Source organism: uncultured Jannaschia sp. (genome assembly GCF_947503795.1).
Taxonomy (GTDB): Bacteria; Pseudomonadota; Alphaproteobacteria; order Rhodobacterales; family Rhodobacteraceae; genus Jannaschia.
Genome location: NZ_CANNEZ010000001.1, coordinates 1,516,386 through 1,534,831, shown reverse-complemented (window position 1 = coordinate 1,534,831; position 18,446 = coordinate 1,516,386). Strand labels below are relative to the sequence as shown.

The 18,446-nt window shown below is 66.2% G+C and carries 24 protein-coding genes, 1 tRNA gene and 1 pseudogene; 3 read left to right on the top strand and 23 right to left on the bottom strand.

Annotated features, from left to right (window positions below):
* Positions 1 to 61 precede the first annotated feature (61 nt).
* The 9 genes and pseudogenes from Q0833_RS08100 to Q0833_RS08060 form a co-directional block, all read right to left on the bottom strand.
* Positions 62 to 888: pseudogene (locus Q0833_RS08100) on the bottom strand (copper-binding protein).
* Positions 889 to 925: 37 nt separating this feature from the next.
* Positions 926 to 1,420, bottom strand: a complete 495-nt coding sequence (locus Q0833_RS08095) for a cupredoxin family protein (protein WP_298432295.1) — start codon at positions 1,418 to 1,420, stop codon at positions 926 to 928.
* Positions 1,421 to 1,453: 33 nt separating this feature from the next.
* On the bottom strand, positions 1,454 to 2,812 hold the full coding sequence (locus Q0833_RS08090; RefSeq protein WP_298432293.1) for a copper oxidase: 1,359 nt from the start codon (positions 2,810 to 2,812) through the stop codon (positions 1,454 to 1,456).
* A 31-nt stretch (positions 2,813 to 2,843) separates the two neighbouring features.
* Positions 2,844 to 4,304 carry a TolC family protein gene (locus Q0833_RS08085; protein ID WP_298432291.1) on the bottom strand — a complete coding sequence of 487 codons (1,461 nt, stop codon included), beginning with the start codon at positions 4,302 to 4,304 and terminating at the stop codon, positions 2,844 to 2,846.
* On the bottom strand, positions 4,304 to 4,525 hold the full coding sequence (locus Q0833_RS08080) for a hypothetical protein (protein ID WP_298432289.1): 222 nt from the start codon (positions 4,523 to 4,525) through the stop codon (positions 4,304 to 4,306). Before Q0833_RS08080 ends, Q0833_RS08085 begins: the two co-directional genes overlap by 1 nt.
* Positions 4,526 to 4,603: 78 nt before the next feature.
* Positions 4,604 to 4,978 (bottom strand): hypothetical protein, encoded by a 375-nt coding sequence (locus Q0833_RS08075; protein ID WP_298432287.1) that lies wholly within the window; start codon positions 4,976 to 4,978, stop codon positions 4,604 to 4,606.
* A 94-nt stretch (positions 4,979 to 5,072) separates the two neighbouring features.
* Positions 5,073 to 5,843, bottom strand: coding sequence for a DsbA family protein (locus Q0833_RS08070; protein WP_298432285.1), 771 nt, complete (start codon positions 5,841 to 5,843; stop codon positions 5,073 to 5,075).
* 31 nt (positions 5,844 to 5,874) lie between these two features.
* Entirely contained in the window at positions 5,875 to 6,654 is a 780-nt protein-coding gene (locus Q0833_RS08065; RefSeq protein WP_298432283.1) for a glutaredoxin, read from the bottom strand.
* A 37-nt stretch (positions 6,655 to 6,691) separates the two neighbouring features.
* Positions 6,692 to 7,204, bottom strand: a complete 513-nt coding sequence (locus Q0833_RS08060) for a DUF305 domain-containing protein (protein ID WP_298432281.1) — start codon at positions 7,202 to 7,204, stop codon at positions 6,692 to 6,694.
* Positions 7,205 to 7,320: 116 nt separating this feature from the next.
* Between Q0833_RS08060 and Q0833_RS08055 the strand changes: the two genes are divergently transcribed.
* Complete coding sequence (locus Q0833_RS08055; protein WP_298432279.1) at positions 7,321 to 7,593, top strand: metal-sensitive transcriptional regulator; 273 nt, start codon at positions 7,321 to 7,323, stop codon at positions 7,591 to 7,593.
* Here Q0833_RS08055 and Q0833_RS08050 read toward each other — a convergent pair.
* The 7 genes from Q0833_RS08050 to Q0833_RS08020 all read right to left on the bottom strand — a co-directional run bounded on the left by Q0833_RS08050 (position 7,553) and on the right by Q0833_RS08020 (position 11,181).
* Positions 7,553 to 7,993, bottom strand: a complete 441-nt coding sequence (locus Q0833_RS08050; protein WP_298432277.1) for a hypothetical protein — start codon at positions 7,991 to 7,993, stop codon at positions 7,553 to 7,555. The genes Q0833_RS08055 and Q0833_RS08050 overlap by 41 nt on opposite strands.
* Positions 7,990 to 8,868 carry a CopD family protein gene (locus Q0833_RS08045; RefSeq protein ID WP_298432275.1) on the bottom strand — a complete coding sequence of 293 codons (879 nt, stop codon included), beginning with the start codon at positions 8,866 to 8,868 and terminating at the stop codon, positions 7,990 to 7,992. Before Q0833_RS08045 ends, Q0833_RS08050 begins: the two co-directional genes overlap by 4 nt.
* 2 nt (positions 8,869 to 8,870) lie before the next feature.
* Positions 8,871 to 9,218 (bottom strand): copper resistance protein CopC, encoded by a 348-nt coding sequence (locus Q0833_RS08040; RefSeq protein WP_298432273.1) that lies wholly within the window; start codon positions 9,216 to 9,218, stop codon positions 8,871 to 8,873.
* A complete protein-coding gene (locus tag Q0833_RS08035; RefSeq protein ID WP_298432271.1) occupies positions 9,215 to 9,682 on the bottom strand; it encodes a cytochrome c in 468 nt (155 codons plus the stop codon). Before Q0833_RS08035 ends, Q0833_RS08040 begins: the two co-directional genes overlap by 4 nt.
* A gap of 4 nt (positions 9,683 to 9,686) precedes the next feature.
* Positions 9,687 to 10,166 (bottom strand): DUF411 domain-containing protein, encoded by a 480-nt coding sequence (locus Q0833_RS08030; RefSeq protein ID WP_298432269.1) that lies wholly within the window; start codon positions 10,164 to 10,166, stop codon positions 9,687 to 9,689.
* Between the two features lie 64 nt (positions 10,167 to 10,230).
* Positions 10,231 to 10,554: a hypothetical protein gene (locus tag Q0833_RS08025; protein WP_298432268.1), complete on the bottom strand. Its 324-nt coding sequence runs from the start codon at positions 10,552 to 10,554 to the stop codon at positions 10,231 to 10,233.
* Positions 10,555 to 10,602: 48 nt separating this feature from the next.
* Positions 10,603 to 11,181: a hypothetical protein gene (locus Q0833_RS08020; RefSeq protein ID WP_298432266.1), complete on the bottom strand. Its 579-nt coding sequence runs from the start codon at positions 11,179 to 11,181 to the stop codon at positions 10,603 to 10,605.
* Positions 11,182 to 11,235: 54 nt separating this feature from the next.
* Here Q0833_RS08020 and Q0833_RS08015 point away from each other — a divergent pair, with 54 nt between their 5' ends.
* A complete protein-coding gene (locus tag Q0833_RS08015; protein ID WP_298432264.1) occupies positions 11,236 to 11,766 on the top strand; it encodes a Crp/Fnr family transcriptional regulator in 531 nt (176 codons plus the stop codon).
* A gap of 344 nt (positions 11,767 to 12,110) precedes the next feature.
* Here the strand turns inward: Q0833_RS08015 and Q0833_RS08010 are convergent, their stop codons facing one another.
* The 6 genes from Q0833_RS08010 to Q0833_RS07990 form a co-directional block, all read right to left on the bottom strand.
* Positions 12,111 to 12,434 (bottom strand): transposase, encoded by a 324-nt coding sequence (locus Q0833_RS08010; protein ID WP_298435055.1) that lies wholly within the window; start codon positions 12,432 to 12,434, stop codon positions 12,111 to 12,113.
* 249 nt (positions 12,435 to 12,683) lie between these two features.
* Positions 12,684 to 12,860, bottom strand: coding sequence for a transposase (locus Q0833_RS17870; protein ID WP_367274941.1), 177 nt, complete (start codon positions 12,858 to 12,860; stop codon positions 12,684 to 12,686).
* Between the two features lie 504 nt (positions 12,861 to 13,364).
* On the bottom strand, positions 13,365 to 14,603 hold the full coding sequence (locus Q0833_RS08005) for a tyrosine-type recombinase/integrase (protein WP_298432262.1): 1,239 nt from the start codon (positions 14,601 to 14,603) through the stop codon (positions 13,365 to 13,367).
* A 115-nt stretch (positions 14,604 to 14,718) separates the two neighbouring features.
* Positions 14,719 to 15,600 (bottom strand): hypothetical protein, encoded by an 882-nt coding sequence (locus Q0833_RS08000; protein ID WP_298432260.1) that lies wholly within the window; start codon positions 15,598 to 15,600, stop codon positions 14,719 to 14,721.
* Between the two features lie 4 nt (positions 15,601 to 15,604).
* Positions 15,605 to 16,774, bottom strand: coding sequence for a site-specific integrase (locus Q0833_RS07995; protein WP_298432258.1), 1,170 nt, complete (start codon positions 16,772 to 16,774; stop codon positions 15,605 to 15,607).
* A gap of 150 nt (positions 16,775 to 16,924) precedes the next feature.
* Positions 16,925 to 17,014: transfer RNA gene (locus Q0833_RS07990), tRNA-Ser, on the bottom strand.
* Positions 17,015 to 17,144: 130 nt separating this feature from the next.
* On the opposite strand from Q0833_RS07990, the gene Q0833_RS07985 reads away from it, so the two are divergent.
* Positions 17,145 to 17,624 carry a DUF302 domain-containing protein gene (locus Q0833_RS07985; RefSeq protein ID WP_298432256.1) on the top strand — a complete coding sequence of 160 codons (480 nt, stop codon included), beginning with the start codon at positions 17,145 to 17,147 and terminating at the stop codon, positions 17,622 to 17,624.
* 6 nt (positions 17,625 to 17,630) lie between these two features.
* Here Q0833_RS07985 and Q0833_RS07980 read toward each other — a convergent pair whose 3' ends face one another.
* Positions 17,631 to 18,440: a LysR family transcriptional regulator gene (locus tag Q0833_RS07980; RefSeq protein WP_298432253.1), complete on the bottom strand. Its 810-nt coding sequence runs from the start codon at positions 18,438 to 18,440 to the stop codon at positions 17,631 to 17,633.
* Between the last annotated feature and the right edge of the window lie 6 nt (positions 18,441 to 18,446).

Genomic DNA, 18,446 nt, shown 5'->3' with positions numbered 1-18,446 from the left:
GGAGATCGGGGCCGCCGGGCATGCCGGCGACCCCGTGACGATAGGCTGCAATGCGGCGAAATTATTCCTTTAGGTCGACGACCGTCAGCTTGCCTTCGACGCGCTCGGCGACGAACTCGATCTCTTCGCCTTCGGTCAGTTCGGCCAACGTCTCCTCGTCGGCGCGGAACACCATCGTCATCGCAGGCATGTCGAGGTTTAGCAGTTCCTCGTGGATGATGGTGACCTTGCCGGCCTCGGCGTCGATCGCTTTGACGCTGCCCTTGGTATAGGTCGTTTCCTGCGCCACCATGGCGGTCGGCGCGGTGGCGAGAGCGATCGCCATGGTGATCGATCGGATAAGCGTTTTCATCGTGTGTTCCTTGATGATGGGGAAGGGACGGCGGTTCACCGAACGACGACGGGTCCGTGCATGCCGGATTCGTAGTGGCCGAGGATGAGGCAGGCGAACTCGAACTCGCCCTCGTTGGCGAAGGTCCAGACGATCTCGCCGCCCTCGCCCGGCTGGAGGCGGATCGCGTTCGGATCGTCGTGCTCCATCTCGGGGAACCGCGCCATCAGGTCCTTGTGCTCCTGATTGGCTTCTGGCGTATCGAGGACGAACTCGTGCTCCTGCTCACCGTCGTTGGTGATGACGAAGCGGACGGTTTCCCCTTCTGCGAAGGTCAGGTCGCGCGGCTCGAACAGCATCTCGCCGTCATCCGTCTCCAGCATGGAGATCTCGACCGTCCGCGTGGCGTGATGCGCATCGCCGGGCATCCCGACCGCCATCTCGGCATGGTGCTCATCGGCATGACCATCGCCATGGCCATCCTTGTGGGTGCCTGCGGCGAAGGTAGGCGCGGCGAACGACAGCATCGCTGCCGAAAGGATCAATAGTCTGCTCATAGGTCTTCCTCGTGGTTTCCGTTGGGTTTTGGGGTGGTCAGCTCACGGTCAGGCGACCGCGCATTCCGGCCTCGTAGTGGCCTGGAATCAGACAGGCGAAGGCGAAGGCGCCTTCGTTGGCGAAGGTCCAGACGAGGGTCGCGGTCTCGCCGGGTTCCACGCGCGCGGCATAGACCGCCTCGTGGTTCATATCCGGCATGCCGGACATCTCGGCGCGGTGCGCCGCGATCTCCTCGGGCGTCGCCATGACGAAGTCGTGCGGCTCGCCGCCCCGGTTCGTCAGGACGAATCGGATCGTCTCGCCGCGCTCGATCTCTAGCGCCTCGACGTCGAAGGCCATCGCCTCATCGGAGGCATCCAGCATGGACACGTCGATCGTCCGGTCGACCAGGTCCGGACTGCCCGGGTGGCCGATCGCCATCGCGTCGGCATGGAGGACCGGTCCGTCATGCGGTCCGCGGTGGTAGCCGTCCGCAAGGGCCGGAGCGGCGAGCGCTCCGAACACCGCGATCGGCATCAGTGTCTTCTTCATCGTAAGACTCCTGGAATGCTGCTCGATTGGGGTTCAGCCGCTGATCTTGGACAGATCGGTGTAGCGGGTCGCCGGGTCGGTCACCTCGACGGGGGCAGGCACGTCGCCGGTCCATTCGGCCACGGTCTCGTGCGGTGGGCTGTCGTACCAACCGGGATCGGAGTAATCGCCCGACGCGATGCCCTCCCGGACTTTCACGACGGAGAACATGCCGCCCATCTCGATCGGGCCGTACTTGCCCCATCCGTTCATCATCGGAACGGTGTTGCGGGGGATCGGCATCTCCATCTTGCCCATATCGGCCATGCCGGCGGTGCCCATCGGCATGTATTCGGGCTGCAGCCGACGGATGCGCTCGGTCACGTCGGTCTTGTTCGCACCGATGAAGGTCGGGATGTCGTGGCCCATGGCGTTCATCGTGTGGTGCGACTTGTGGCAGTGGATCGCCCAGTCCCCCAGATGGTCGGCCTTGAAATCGAAGGCGCGCATCGCGCCGACGGGGATGTCGATGGAGACCTCTGGCCAGGCGACCTCCGGCGGGACCCAACCGCCATCGGTGCACGACACCTTGAAGTCGTAGCCGTGCATGTGGATCGGGTGGTTCGTCATCGTCAGGTTGCCGACCCGCACGCGCACGTCGTCGCCCCGGCCTACGACCAGCGGATCGATGCCCGGAAAGATCCGGCTGTTCCACGTCCACAGGTTGAAGTCCGTCATCTCCATGATCCGCGGCACGTAGGTGCCCGGATCGAGATCGAAGGCGTTCAACATGATGAGGAAGTCCCGATCGACGCGGCGAAAGCTCGGGTCCTTCGGATGGACGACGAACATGCCCATCATCCCCATGGCCATCTGAACCATTTCGTCGGCGTGCGGATGGTACATGAACGTGCCTGACTTCTTGAGGTCGAATTCGTAGGCATAGGTCTTGCCGGTCGGAATGCCGGGCCCGCTCAGCCCATGCACGCCATCCATGCCCGATGGCAGGATCTGTCCGTGCCAATGGACGCTCGTCGGCTCCGGCAGGCGGTTGGTCACGAAGATGCGGACGCGATCGCCCTCAACCGCCTCGATCGTCGGCCCCGTCGAGGTGCCGTTGTAGCCCCAAAGGTAGGCCGTCGTGCCTTCGGCCAGCTCACGCTCGACCGGTTCGGCGACGAGATGGAACTCCTTCACGCCGTCCTTCATGCGAAACGGCAAGGTCCAACCGTTTAGCGTGACGACGGGATTGTAGTCGGGCCCGGTGGTGGGAACTATCGGGGCCTGCGTTCCCGAGGCGTTTGTTAGGACAGCTTCGGGCAAGCTGCGGTTCGAGGTCTGAGACCACGCTTGGGTGGAGACGAGGGCGGCGCCTGCTGCGCCGGTTCCCAGGAGTTGACGTCGATTGAGCATCTATCCGTTCCTTCTTGTCGGGTTCAGGGATTCAGTGAGGCGCGCCGCCGCCGCCGAGATCGACACCGCCGCCCTCGCCGCCGCCGCCACCCGCACCGCCACCGCCGTAGATCGCGGCATCGAGATTGGCTGCTGCGAGCCAAAACTGATGTTTGGCTTCGGCCGCATCGAGCTGGCTGCCAAGCCCCTCGCGCACGTCGGCGAGAAGCTCGAACGTGCTGGTGATCATCCCGTTGTTCGCCAGCAGCGATTCCTCGTTGATCGTTCGGCGGAGCGGCAGGATCACGTCGCGGTATTGGCGCGCCACGGCATAGCTGCCGCGGTACTGCGTCTCCGCGTCGCGCGCTTCGGAGCGGACCGCGACGGCCGTCTCGGCCAGGAGGTTCGCGCCCTGGAGGTAGGAGAGTTCCGCCTTGCGCAACCGGGCGCGGCCGCTGTCGTATATCGGGATTTGGAACTCCAGCTCGACCTGCGGCGTAACCTCCTCTTCGATGTCACCGTCCTCACGCTCACGCTCCAGCTCGGCCCCGGCGATGACTTCGAGATCGGTCAGGACACGCGTCGCGTCGGTCAGGCCATAGGCAGCGGCTGTGGCCGCCAAGCTCAGGCGGGCCACTTCAAGATCGACGCGGTTCTGAAGCGCGCGCGCCTCGATCCCCGCGGTCGATTTGAGGCCGCCCGGCAGGGCGGGCAGTGCATCCGGAACGAAGTAGTCGACCTCCGTCCCCCAAAGTCCCATCAATCGGGTCAACCGCTCCTTGGCCGCCGCTGCCGCCAGACGCGCCTCGGCCGCTTGCGCGGCGAGTTCGGCGTCGAAGACTTGTTCGCGCGCCTGACCGGCGCGGTTCAGCGCCCCGGTTCGTCCGAGCTGTGCCGCCAGTTCCGAAGAGGCGTCCGCCGCGGAAGCGGCCTGGTTCAGGAGTGCCACCGTTTCGAACGCGGCGACGGCATCGATCCATGCGGTGCGGGTCTGCGCCGCCAGGGTCAGGGTATCGACTACGGCCTGCATTTGGGCGCGCTGATAATCCGCCTGCGCGACCGCCACCCGGCGTCTGCGGGTCGGGGCATCGAGCAGGTTCACCGCAACGACGGATTCGAGGGCTCGGAAGAGGCCGAGTTCCGGCGCGCCGATGCCCAGAAGTCCGACGGACACGATCGGGTTCTCCGGGGTCGCCTGCTGCCAAACCTCGGCTGCGGAAATCCCGATATCGGCATAGGCTGCCTGGAGACCCCGGTTGTTGAGGAGGGCGACCTGAACGGCCGTGTCGGCGGAGATCGTGCGGCGATGCGTCATCGCATGGACGCTTTCGGCGACCTCGCGGGCTTGCGCCGCGTTCTGCACCCAGACGGTTCGCTTGCCGGTGGCACCTTGCGTCTTGCTTGCGACGAGGCCGAACCCTGCTCCACTGGCAGTGATCCCCGCCGGCAATGTCGTGGCGCAGGCCCCCAAGGCGAACGGCAGGACGATCGCGCTCATCTTCAGAAGGCGCATCACTTGCCCTCCTGCGAACGATTGGATTCGCGCCAGTCGGCCGGATCGACCACGGGGCGTATCGTGTAGTTACGAATTGGGTTCGCGTAGCCGGTGCGCCGCGCCGCGACCGTCGGGCTGGCGGGGGCCGTGATGCCGACCACGTCCGGCAACGGCGTCGAGGTGCCGCACGCGGCTAGGATCAGAGGCAAGGCCCCGACCGCGAAAATCTTGATTGTCATGTCTTGTCCAGCTCGTCTCGAGCGGATCCCGGCGCTGTGGGACCGTCATCTGAAGTCAGGCCCGCGCGCGGGCCGCGATCAGATGCTCAGAGACGGCGGACGAACGAACTCGACAAAACTCGAGCGTGCGGACAACGGACGGAATGCTGGACCGCTCAGGACAAGCAACCGTTCGGGGACGTCGACCGGTGCGGCGACGGTCAGGATCGTGGTGCACGTGCCGATGCAGCAGTTGCCATCATCCATGCCGTGTTCGCCCGAAACGTCGCCGGACGGGCAGGACGCGGCCTGACGCTCACCCTGAAGCGAATGATCGTCGATCGAAACGAATGCATGATGATCATACGTCCCCGCCGACACGGATGCCGATAGGGAGCCAAACGCGAGAACGGCAATGACGGCCAAGATGGCCGTCGTCCGAATCGTCACGAGAATGGCTATGAGAGCACGCATGACACATTCGCTAGAGAACATAGGGGATCGTGTCAACATACCTCACAGGGGTATGTGGCCTCGTCGGCCGTTCGGCGCCCGGTGAGATGACTCGTCATGCGCATATCGGTGGTTGCTCGCGCTCTTCGGCAACGATCCGCTTGATCGTATCCATGTCGGGCGCGCCCTCGATCACCGTCCGTCCGATCACGAGGACGGGGGTGCCGACCGTGGCGAGGCCGCGTGCGAGTGCCAAGCTCGTCGCGATCTCGTCCGCGACCGCATCGCTCGCCATGTCCGCGGCGAGCCGGTCCGCGTCGATGCCCAAATCGGCCGCGAGCACGCGGAGGTATTCGTCCGTCGGCTCGAAGGGGGAGCGCATCAATCGCTCGTGGAACGCGACATAGGCGCCCTGCCGCTTGGCCGCGAGCGCGGCGCGCGCGGCGGCGCGCGAGCCGTCCCCCAAGATCGGCAGCTCGTGCCAGACGACCCGCACCCCGTCCTCCGCCGCCTCATAGGCCGCGAGCCGCTGGGTGAGGACGCGGCAGAAGGGGCAATTGTAGTCGGAGAACGATGCGATCGGGACGATGCCGGAATCGAGTGGCCCGCCGAAGAGGGCGCCGCAGGGATCGGCCTCCACGGCGACGGTATCGACCGCGCGGTCTGGCGTCGCCGGTGCGTCCAACCCCACGAAGGGGTCGAAGCCGCCGGAACTGGTGGACCCTGCGACGAGCTTGCGGAAGCCCTCGGGCCATTCCATCGGCTCGTAAGCGAGGTCCATGCCGGTCAGTCGCCCATAGGCCGCCGTACCGGTCCGCAGGACGGCGTAGCCGCCGCCGAGGGCGAGGAGCCCGACCAGCAGGTTGCGCCTTGGGGTCGCCGTCACGCCGTGACCCCGTGCGTCGAAGGCATGCCGGTCACAGGACCAGGAGCCCGAGCATGACGACCGACATGCCGATCATGGCGAGGTTCTCCGTAAGGCTGACGAAGCCCAGGGGCACGTTGGAGTTGCCGCCGACGCAGGCGCATTTGAGTTCGCGCTTGTCGACATAGACCGCTTTGAACACGCTGACCGCACCTATGGTCGCCACGATCAAGGCGGCAGGGGCGGACAGCCAGGTCCAGACCATCGCCGTCATCAGGAGGCCGGCACCCGTCTCCACGAAGGGATAGATATAGCCGTAGGGCGGCCAGCGCTTCGCCAGAAGGTCGTAGTTCAGGAACATGGTCGAGAAGGATTCCAGGTCCTTAAGCTTCTGAAGCCCCAGCAGGACCATGTTGATCGAGATGAACCAGCCCAGCACCTGCCAGGACAACCACGGCACGCCCGCGAAGGTGGCGAAGGCCAGAGCCAGACCCAGACCCGTGGCGAAGATCGCGATCACGGGGACGTAGGAGGTGTCGCTCTCGTTCGGATTCTTCTTGCCAAGGCGGACCTGGAGGTCGTCGTATCCGCCGACGCGCTCGCCCTCGATCCACGTTTGCGGCGTGGTCTTCACGCCATGCTCAGCCTTGAAGGCGTCGGTCTCCTCGCGGGTCTCCAGCCAGCGGTCGTCGACCGTGAAGCCCTCCTTCTCCAGCAGGTACTTGGATTTGATCCCGTAGGGACAGGTGTGCTTGTCCATTACCATCCGGTAAAGAACGGCTTTCTTGCCGGTCGCTGTGGCTGCGGGGTCGGTCAGGGTGTCCTTGGGCATGATAGCCTCCGGGCTGTCGGGTTGCAGGGTGGCGGGGTCACTCGGCGCGCGGCGTGCCGGGCGCGGCATCGCCGTTCGCCTCGATGTCAGCGATGTATCGCTTCATCTCCGCGATCTCGGCGCGCTGCGCCTCGATGATGGCATCGGCCAGTTCGCGGACGCGAGGGTCGGAGATGTCGGCCCGCTCGGACGTCATGATGGCGATGGAATGGTGCGGGATCATCGCCTTCATCCATGCGACGTCCCCCACGGTATCCTGGCTGCGAACAAGATAGAGAAAGGCCGCAAATGCCACGGCGGCACCTGCGAAGATCGCTATATTGATGGTACGGTTCGCGTACATGCCGAGCATGAAGGCAAGCATGACGATCGCCATCATCGCACCCATGTAGAGCGCCATCCACATCCGCGTCTGGCTGAAGAACACGTGGTCCAGCGCGTAGGTGTTGAGATACATCAGGCCGTACATGATGACCGTCGAGGCCGCGATCATCGCGGCGAACCGGCCATAGCCGGAGCCGCCAGATTGTGAGTTGTCGTGATGGGTCATAGGGCCTCCTTATACCCCTTATGGGTATTTGAACGATGGTTATGGGAAACGGTTCCGTCGGTCCGCCGGGCACGCGCGCTCTCGACATGGACGGGCGCAAAGCCTTTATCTGGCCCATGCATGAGAACCGCGAAGCCGCATTGAAACGTCTCAAGCGCCTGGAGGGCCAGGTTCGCGGTGTGGCGCGGATGGTCGAGGAGGACCGCTACTGCGTCGACATCCTCACGCAGATCGCGGCCGTGCGCGCCGCCCTCAAGGGCGTGGAGAAGCTGGTGATCGAGGATCATGCGTCGCACTGCATCGAGGATGCGCTCGCCTCGGGCGACCGGACGGACCAGAGGGCGAAGTTCATGGAGCTGATCCAGCTTCTCGATCGCGCTCGCGACTGATCGTCGCCCATGGCCGGGCGATCAGGAGCCACGCGCCGAGGACGACATCGACGCCGAGACAGAACGGTCCCCACCAGCGCGGCGCGGGCCCATCGGTCAGGACGTGGGCAGCAAGGTCGAACGCGCCGTGGGCCATCATGGCGATGCCGACCAGGGCGAGGCCCCGGCGATGCCCGATGATGGCGGCTCCGAGAAACGCCAGGGCGATGCCCGCATGGATCGCGACCTCTGCGCGCGATCCGTTCTCCACGGCGAAGACCGGATAGAACAGGGCGATCGCGACGAGCATCAGCGGTCCCGTCGCGCGATCCCGGTCCATCCCCGTCCAGCGCAGCAGAGCGATGGTCGCGGCGGCAAAGGCGGTGCCGGCGGCAAGCGGTATGACGACGCCCCCTGTCATAGGTTGATCGGCGGCGTGGTCGCAGTGGTGATCGCCGCCGTCAGAACGAGGATCAGCGCGACCGTCGCGCCTTCGACGGCGATGGACCGGCGCAGAGTCGCAGCCGCGCCGGGAGTGTCCTCGCGCAGGGCAGGGACGAGTTGCCACTTGTTCAGGGCGGCGAGGCCGAGCAGCGCGCAGACGACCGCGACCTTGGCGAGCAGGCCCCAGCCATAGGCCGTACCGAACAACCCTTCGAGCGAGCCGACCAGAAGCCAGGCGAGGACCGTCCCGGCCATAGCCAGTAACGCGACCGCGACGCCTGCCGCCACCCCGAAGGCGTGGAGCAGCGGCGCGCCGTCGGATGTTCGGGCGGCGCGATGGAGGGGCGCGAGCGCGCCGATCCAGAACGCCGCAGCCAGGAGGTGCAGGGTCAAGAGCACGGCCAGGATCCAACGCGGCTCGGCCAGCGTGTGCCCGACCTGCGTGTAGGAATAGGCCACCGCCACCGCACCACCGATTGCGGCGAACCGCCCGATGCCCGGCAGCAGGACCGCGAGGATCGCCGCCTCGCCCAGCCCGCGCCAGGCTGCCGCGGTGCCGAGCGGGCTCTGCCAGACGAAGCCCAGCATCGTGGGATCCGTTGCGCCATCCCAGCCCATCCCGGAGATGCGCGCCGCGCGCAGGCCGAACCGCGCCGCGAGGACCGCGAGGCCGAGCAGCGCCGCGCCGACGGCAAGGCGGCGGGCGAGGCGCAGGACGTCCGCCTCCGCCCGGTCGTCGAAGGCCACGGCGAAGAGCACGCCCCCCATGGCGAGCAGCGCCGCGGCATAGCCCGCCGCCTTGAGCAGCGCGCTCGCGACCGCGAAGGCGTCCATGGGGGCGAGGCCCGTCATCGTTACTCGGCCACGGTGAAGAGCAGTTCGCCCTGCATCGGATGCCCGTCTTCGGCCAACCCGCGCCATTCGAAGCGGTAGGCGCCTGGCGCCAGCGCGGCGTCCGGCGTTGCATGAAGTTCGGTGACCGGCTCCATGCCCGCCTTACGGGTGATGGCGACCGGCACGTCCGCGCGAGTCAGTTCCGCGAAGGTCACGCGCATGGGACCTCCGAACACGACGTGCAGCATCGGCACTTCGGCCACGGTCGCGCCGACTTGCGGAGTCGTGGCGGCGGTCTTCTCATGGGCGGTCGCGCCGGTCGCGGCGGCAGCGGACAGGATCGCCGCGAGCAGGAGGGATCGGGTCATCGGGTGGGAACCTTCGCGTCGTGGGCCGCGCGGATCTCCGCGGGCCATGTGGATTTGATGTATGAGAGGACGGCGACGATCTCGTCGTCCGTCAGCACGCCGCCATAGGCCGGCATGGCCGTGGCGTAGTCCGGGTCGCCGATCAGCGTCGGCAGGCCCAGCTTCACGATCCGGAACAGATCGTCGCCGCTATGGTGCCACGTATGTCCCGTCTCGTCGTGGGGCGGGGCGGGCAGCAGGCCGTCGGCGCCCCGCACGCGCCAGTCGGGCTGACCTTCCAGGTCGGTGCCGTGGCACGCGGCGCATTCGGCGGCGTAGACCTGTGCCCCGATGGCGACGGTGGACGGGTCGTCCGCCCGCAGGCGCACGATCTCCGCCCGTGCCGTCCAAGTAGAGAGGACGAAAAGCGAGAGGGCGGCCGCGCTTGCGAGCGCGAGACCGCCGATGGCGATGGACCGGCGCATGCCGTCAGCCCGCGAAGGGGTCCGGCGTCCCGGCGCGGTAGAACACGCGGCCCGCGCCTGCCGCACCGCCGAAGGCGATGACGTCGAAGCGCGCGGACGGATCGTCCCCCATGCCCGGCGAGCCCATCGGCATTCCCGGCACGGCGAGACCCGCGATGTTCGGCCGGTCCCGCAGCACCGCGTCGAGCGCGGCGAAGGGCACGTGCCCCTCGAACACGTAATCCCCAGCCCGGACCGTATGGCAGGAGGCCAGATTTATCGGCACGCCGAGCGCAGCCTTCTGCGCGTCGGGGTCGGTCATCTCCTCGACCGTGACGGCGTGGCCCCGCGCGCTGGCGAGGTCGGCCCATGCATGGCAGCACCCGCAGCCGGGGGCGGCGAGGACGTGGAGGGGTGCGCGCATCTCGGCGCCGACAGCGAGGGGCAAGGCGGCGGCGAAAGCCGTTCCGCCCAGGAGGGCGAGCAGGTTGCGGCGTGTGGTCATGGGATCGTATCCTCAATCGAAGGTCGGGCGCGGCGATGCGCCTGGAAGGGTCTCGTGCGAGCCTTCAGATTTTCGGAGGATCGAGCGGCGTCTCCGGGGCGAGACCGTCCGGCGCGCGCGCCTGCACGATACGGTGCCCAAGGATCATTGCCGTCTGCGCCACCTCGAATGCAGCACGTTCGAGGGAAGCGTCGAACCCGCAGCCCGGCGCGGTCCGCCCCGACGTCGCGTCGCAGCATTCCGCCAAGGCGGACGCATCGTCCGAATGGTCCATCCGCATAATGTCGTCCCCTCCACCATGACCGACATGCGCGGAGACGTGCGACGCCGACAGGCTCGCCATCATGAGCACGGCACAGGTTAGAAGAAAGCAAAGGACGGCTCGCATCGATCCAATACCTATTGGGGGTATCGCGCCGGCGCAAGCCCGCTACGCCTAGTGCCCGTGCGGCGTGTCGCCCCGCGCGATCGCGAGGTGATGCGCGCGGTGATGGTCCTGGCTTGCCATCAGGCCGAAGAAGCCCAGCCCCTGTATGCGGGCGACGGTCGCGGGATCGGTCGCGGTGACCCTCAGCGTGACGGCTTTGGGTCCCACCACCGCCTCGACCGTCCAGGATTGATCGGCCCGGAGCTGTATCGCATGAGCGGGCACCATCCGGCGGAGGGCGCCGAGGACCGCCGCGGGACCGGTAGCCCGAGCGCGTAGGCCATCGGGCAGGCCCGTCGTCTCGACCACCGCGCCTGTCGCGAGAAGGTCCATGTCCACTAGATGCGCGCGCAGTCCGTCGAGATCGACCCGCGACCAGTCGGTGTCCGGATCGGCCTCTAGCACCCGCACGACCTCTGACAGCGCGGCGAACGCCCCCTGGCCCGGCTCGGTCAAGGCCGCGGCGCTCGCCGCCCCGTGCGCCATGCCGGCGGTGTGGGAATGAGCCGACTGCGCCGATGCCGGCGGGGACGTGACCACGAGGACGGTGGGTGCGGCGAGGATGGCGAGAAGCAGACGGGTGCGCATGCGAACCTCCATTGGATGGCGTCGCACCCTATCCTGGAGGCGGGACAGGAACGTATGATCCGGATCATGTCCGAACTCATCGATCTCTTCGCGGACGCCCGGCGGTCCGATGTGGCTGCCGGGCAGATCCTGTTCCGCCGCGACGACCCTGTGACGACGGTCCATCTCGTGCGGGATGGTGCGGTGGCGCTGGAGCGTCCCTTGGCGGACGGGGGCCATCTCACCCTCCATGTCGCGTCGGCCGGCACGCTGCTGGCCGAGGCGTCGCTCTTCGCGCCGCGCTATCACTGCGACGCCGTCATGCGCATTGCGGGGACCGTGCTATCGTTGGAGCGCGGCGTCCTCATGGACCGGCTGATGGCCGACCCGACTACCACGGCCAGGATGCTGCAACGCGCTGCGCTCGAGATTCAGGCGCTACGGGGCCGCGTCGAACTGATGCGCTTGAAGCGTCTCTCGGACCGCCTCGACGGCTGGCTCGAACTTCACGGCCCGCCGGAGCGAGGCGGCTGGAAAGCGGTCGCCGACGGCATCGGCGTTACGCCCGCAGCGCTCTACCGGGAACTCGCGCGGCGACGCAGTTAGAACAGAGAAACGATCATTCCTAGAGAACGTACTGTTTGGGCATGCCCCACCGGAACGCCCCCTCGCCCCTTCTACCTCGACCGCTTGCATCCTTCTTCTATCACGGCCATCGGAGCCAGTAGCACGGCGGCCGCCGGACCTGCCGCACGAACGCACCCTGTAGCAGCGCGCATCTGCTTGACCACCGGCAGGAGCTTCGAGATCTTGGTGGTCTTGGTGCGCACCCGTCCATAGCCACCAACCCGCTAAACGGTCTTCTCGCTCGCCGGCTCGCGGAGGTTCCAGCGCCAGAAAACCGCGTCGATGTAGTTCTGGTGGTGGGGCGGCGGCAGGAGGTGGGAGACCTATACCAGCGCCCGCCGCAGGGACGAGATCAACGCCTCGGGCGTGTTCGCGTGGGCGCCCGTAATCGGGTCGGTATGCTGTCCTCGGCGGTGGATGACCGCCGAATGCCCCTGCATCTGCCGGCTCACCGCGGCGTATGCGGAATTGCAGTTGGTCATCAGCCAAGGCGTGTCGGGGTCGCTCCACCCGGCAACCTTCGTCCCGAGCGTCGCCCCTGTGCCGTCCGGCACCACCGCGGCGCGCGCGCGGCCTTCGCGGTCGGCTGCGACGAAGACCATCGGCCGGGTCGTGCTGAGCCCGCGTGCGGCCGCAGCGCCCGACAGCGACTTCGGCGCGGCGCGCCGCCGCGGTAGCCCTTGTCCACAACGACCGCGCCTTCGAGGCGCGGATACTCGCCATGGCGGTCGTCCATCAACTCGCGGATCGCGTGGCCCATCTTCCGTCCCATTTTCTCGTTCACACCGAGCAGGCGGACCATGACGACCGACGAGATCCCCTTCGACGAGATCAGCACGAGCATCTTTGTGCGGATCCAGATTCGCAGGTCGAGCTTAATGCCTTGCAGCGGGGTCTTAATGGTGACGGTGAGTTGTGCCGCGGCACTCGGCCTTCCGGCACTGGTAAAGGCTTAGTCGGACGCTCATGCGACGCAGCCGGATGGACCGCACTAAGCCACAGTGCGGGCAGACGCGGTCCGCCGACCAGATCAGGCCCTCAAGGTAGACGCGGGCGTGATGCTCCCGCGGCATCTTGTGTCACACGTTCAGAAGGGAACGGAGCTCGTCGGTCACGACGCACCTCCCCGGTTGTTGGGGGAACCGGGAAGAATGGTCGGTTCGGCGAGAGGCAAAGCCGGCCGAGGAAGCTGCGCGAATCCTGCCGGCACCACGCGGGCCCAGCCGCGTCAGGAGTTTGGATTAGGTGCCGCTTTGTTTGGTGGATAGCTGGGAAGGATAAACCCGTCCTTCAAACGCTTCATGCAACAGCGCCAGGGCTGCTCTATATCTCGGGTGCATAGCCATTCAGTAAGGCCCCGACGCAAGCCTTAGCTGGAACTACATTACGCAGCATTCTCGAAAATATGACATTCATTCGCGGGGTAAAAAGCGGGTCTGCTTCGGTTGTAAAATTGAGCCGTAATACGGACGTGGCACCGTGCCTCTCCTCATGGCTCCGAAATTTTCGCGATTATTTACTCATTCCGTACCGTAGTAAATCACTAGCTGCGTTCACAGGCGACCTATTACTGGTACCTAGCCCCGGACTATCTTGTTAAGCTCATCGAGCAGTTCACTCACGCGTCGCCTCTGATCCTGATCAAAGGTCGAATCTGCCTGACCCTCTTTTCCTATCTCCTCGAAGAGCGCTGCCCGCCGATCGTCTGACATCTTGCCGTAGTGCCGTTCGGTGATCGCTTCGCTCTCGTGGCCCATGTTCTCCGACCAAGCTTTGCGTTGTTCGTGGGTAAGATGCCGTTCGTCGCGCAGCGCGGCGATCGTATGCTTCGCGGCATGTGGCGTGTAGTTCGTGCCCGCCGACCGGCATGCAATGCGGAAGGCCCCGGTGACGGCGTGCTTCGTCGCCATCGGTTCGATCGGGGCGCGATCCGGCGCGGCCATGCGCCTCGGCTCGTTTAACCAGCTGTCACTCGGGAACAATGCATCCTCGGCGATCGCGCCCAGCTCGGTGAGCTCGACGATCCATGCTGTGACCACCGTGCCGAACAGGTCCGGAATCGGGAACCAGATGATGGTTTGACTTTTGCCGTTCTTGGCGCGGACGACGGAGGCATCCTGAACGATCTTCCGCTGGTCGCGAAGAACGTGTTTCTTGCGCAGCGAGACGACCGTATCGGCTCGTAGCGCGCCGAGAAAGGCGAGCGCGAAGAGCGCGCGGTCGCGGCGTTCCTTGCGCGTGCCCTTTGGCATCGCTCGCAGCATTCCCTCCGCCTCCGCAATCTCCGGATAGGCGCGGGAAGGCCGGGGCAGGGCGGCGGCATACTCCTTGCGGGAGAGTTCGAGATAGCCTGGCAGGTCGCGCGGGAGACGCTCGAACTCGGATTGCTTGAGGAGCCATTCGAGGAAGGCGCGCAGATGGGAGAGCATATGCGAAACCGTCGAGCGAGACCGGCGCGCATCACCCGCTGCCCCGAGCGAGCAGCGCAAGGCTTCGCGGACACCGTTGACGTTATCGCACGCGAGGCAGGCGAACGCTTTTCCGTCCGTCAGCTCTTCCATGAATCGGATGGCCGCCAGATGCCGGTCCTGGGTCTTTGGATCGTAGCGGCCCGCATAGCCCTGCCATCGATGGATGATGCGGTCATTGCGGAGATGGATCTTCGGACCGGAGGGGGACGGGAATTTCACAACACGAACTGGGACCATAGGATTCCCTTCGTGCCGCCACTGCGCGAGCTTGTTGCGGTCGCCGATCAGCTCGAGTTCGGGGTCCCCGAGGACGTAGGTTCGGTTGTCGTCGAACAGGCTGGGCATCGCTCGATCCTCCTCGCTGGGATTGCGAGGAGTTCGTTGGCCTGCATTCGATGGATGTCGGAACCGAGGCAAAAGATGCAAAACCCGTATGGGCCTTTTGCCAAGGGGTTTTGCCCTAGTGTTGCCTCTTATTTCTCAGATCACGAACGGCGCGCTTGAAGGTGTCCAAGCTCACGGTCGGAGCCCCTGCATCCTGGACAGCCTTTTGCGCCCGCTTCCAGGACAACTGATCTCCGGTTGGAAAGACGTTCCGATAAGCCAAGCGGATTTCTTCGCGGCGCGACGGCCGCCCTGGAGTAGAGGTGCCATCGGAACCGCCACGCTGGGCCTCGATATACCGAGGCGACAGAACACGCCGCCGCCAGTCGCGCGCCTCGTCGTCGGTCAGGGCGAAGGATTGGCCTCCATGCTCCCTGAGGCGTGGGGCGAACAGCTCGTCGATCAGATCGTCCCCCCAGGGAGGCGGTTCTCGAGGCACGATGAAGCGGTTGCGCTCGAAGGTGTAGGGCAGGGTATGGAAGCGAAGCTGACGGAAGGGCGCGTTGGCCTGCTGTCCTGCGACGTAATACTCACGCCAAACATTGAGGCCTTCTGACGTATGCGGCCATGGATCGAACTCGTCGGACCCAACCGAACGGAGCACCGACGATTGCATCACTTCGGGATCGTGTTCGAGGATATAGGTGGTTGCCTCAAAGGCCGTCAGGCGATCCAGCAGGCGGAATGGCCCGCTATCATCGCTTGCTGCAAAACGTCCGATCGCCTCGCGCGTCGTGACGAATGAAATCGCTTGGCCGTCGAACGTTTCGATAAATGCCTGTTCGACGAAATCCGCTGGCGAGCCGAACTGTCCAAAACCCGAAATCGGAATGAAGTCCCCTATCGACTCAGACGCGGCATATTTCGTTCGAGCGACTTCACAAAGAGGCTCGGCGTGCCGAGCCACGAATTCTTTCCAGAGCGTATGGAGTGATGTATACCCGAAAGGCGCGAACATCCGCTTAGCCCCCACATACGTGATTGGCCCAGCGCGCAAGCAGTACCCGCCGCTTCTCCAGCAGATCCGACCGGGCGTAGGCCCGTTCCACGGCTGTGCCGACCCGGTGCGCGAGGCACATCTCCGCGACCTCGCGGGGCGCGCCCGCCGCCTCCGCCGCCCAGTCGCGGAAGGCCGAGCGAAACCCATGGACCGTCACGTCTTTCACCCCCATCCGGCGAAGCAGCATCAACATCGACATGTTCGACATCGGACGGTTTCGCTTCTGACCTTCGAAGACGACATCCGACCCGAGGGCTCGCTGCTCGTCGAGGATCTGAAGCATCTCCGGCGTCAGCGGCACGCGATGGGCCTCGCCGGTCTTCATGCGCTCGGCAGGGCAGGTCCAGAGCCGCTCGGCTTGATCGACTTCCTCCCAGCGCATGCCGAGAACCTCGTTAGTGCGCGACGCGGTCAAGCAGGTGAACATCAGCGCGTGCGCCGCCATCGCTTTGCGCTCGCGCAAGGCGACGTAAAAGGTCGGCAAGTCCTGCCAGCGCATTGCGCCGTGATGCTGCGGCTTCGCGCGAACTCTCGGCAGAATGGCCGCGTCCTTGATCGTCGTGACCGGGTTCTCCCCATCGCGGAACCCCTTCGAGCGGGCCACATCGAGCACGATCTTGATCCGTTGAGCCAGGCGCCGGGCCGTCTCGTGCTTCTCGGTCCAGATCGGCGACAGGCACATCAGGACCTCCGGCTGGCCGATACTGTCGACCGGCATGCGGCCGATTTTCGGGAAGGCGTAGTCCCGCAGCGTGTTGATCCACTGCTGGCCATGCTTGGCGTTCTTGAAGGTCGGCAGACGCTCGATATGTACCTGTCCCGCGATCTCCTCGAAAGACGGCACCTCGCGCGTCGCGTTGAAGCGGGGGTTGAGCCCGGCCCGCGCCATCCTGCGGTACTCGAGCGCCCGATCCCGTGCCTGAGGCAGCGTCACAAGTTCGGCGCTGCCGAGGCCGAAATCCGTCCGCAGGGGTTTGCCCATGGCATTGCGCTGTCCCTTGACCGTCACCCGCACGATCCAGCGCCGCGCGCCGGAAGGATCGACGACTAGGTGGAGACCGTTGCCATCGCCATGCCGGCCGGGGCCAAGATTCGACACGAGCTTCTTGGTTAACTTGCCGTCCAGCGCCATCCGATCATACCACTATCCGTACCACGCAACAGACGAATATAGGGTAAAACCAACGAAATCCAGTGCAGCTTAGCTGACGTGCCATGCCGCTGATCTGTAAGAAAAAAGGCCGCCCAAAGAGGCCCAACTAAAGTCATCGAGATGGTGGCGTGGCGGAGCGGAAGGGATTCGAACCCTCGAGACGGTTTCCCGCCTACACACTTTCCAGGCGTGCGCCTTCGACCACTCGGCCACCGCTCCGCCGGCGGGTCTAGAACAGGCCGGAGGCGATCCGCAAGGGCGGAACTGGCGCAGACGTGATCGCGCGGGGCTGGGCGGCGGAGGGCGCAGGGGGCAGGATCGCGTCGACCTACCCAAGAAGGATCCGCAGATGCTCCGCGCCCTGATGCTCGCCCCTTGCATGGCCCTGTGCCTCGCGGTCCCGACCCTGGCCCAGGAGGTCGCCGACATCGCGCCGCGCGACGGCTGGGTGGTCGAGCGGACGGCGAAGACGTTCGATACGCTGGTGGACGACCTGCGGGCAGCGGCAAAGCCCGCGGGCCTTGCCGTGGTGACCATGGCGGGTCCGACCGGGGCCGCCGCCGCACGGGGCATCGAGATCCCCGGCAATCGGGTGATCGGCCTTTACAACAACGACTTCGCCGTGCGGGTGCTGCGCCTCTCGACGGCGGCGATGATCGAGGCTCCGATCCGGATCTACGTCACCGAGAACGCCGACGGCACGGCCAGCTTCAGCTACGTGCCACCCTCGGTCGTCTTCGCGCCCTATATGGACGAGGCGCCAGGCCTGGCCGCGATCGCCGCCGAACTCGATGCCGCCTTCGCCGCGGTGGCCGACGCGGCGCGCTAGGGCGCCTCAGACCAGAAGGGCGGCCAGCCGCTCGACCTCGGCGTCGAGCATGGTTCCGGCGCGGGTCACCAGCACCAGGTCGCGCGTCCGGTCGAGCGGCGTGTGCGCCCGCCGTCCGAAATCGGGGGCCGGCAGCATGGTCGCCCCGTGGCCCGCATCGAGCAGCGCGAGGATCGTCGCGACATGGTCGAGGACGAGGACGGGCCGGGCGGCGAGGCCGGGATGACGCGGTCGCTCGTCGGCGATGATGCGCCCGATCCCCGTGCCGGGCGCGAACTGGAGGAAGGGCAGGTCGGGCGCGGCGCGGTCGGGCAGGGCGGTCGCCAAGGGCTCGCGCGCCAGAAGGCGGTGGCGCATCCCGCCCTGGGGCACGCCCGTGGCCGTCACCACCGCCGCGTCCAGCGCGCCCGTCGCGACCTCGGCCTCGAGCGTTTCAGATAAGCCAGTATGGAAGGTCCAATAGGCCTCGGGCACGGCGCGCGCGCGGGTCACGAAGCCGGGCAGGAGCCGTGGCCCGGCGCTGGCCACGAGGCCCAGCCGAAAGCGTCCGGCCAGCGGCGCATCGGGGCGGGCGAGGGCGCGCAGCCGCGTCTCCGCGTCCAGCACATCTCCCGCCGTCTCCGCGACCGAACGGCCGAGCGCCGTCAGGCGGGGCGGCCGCAAGCTCCGGTCGAAGAGCGCGCCGCCCAGATCGGCCTCCAGCGCCTTCATCTGCATCGAAACCGCCGAGATCGTCATGTTCAGGCGCTCCGCCGCTTCGCGGAACGATCCGACACGGGCGATCATGCGAAGGGTGGCGAGATCTCGATTTCGCATCTTCAG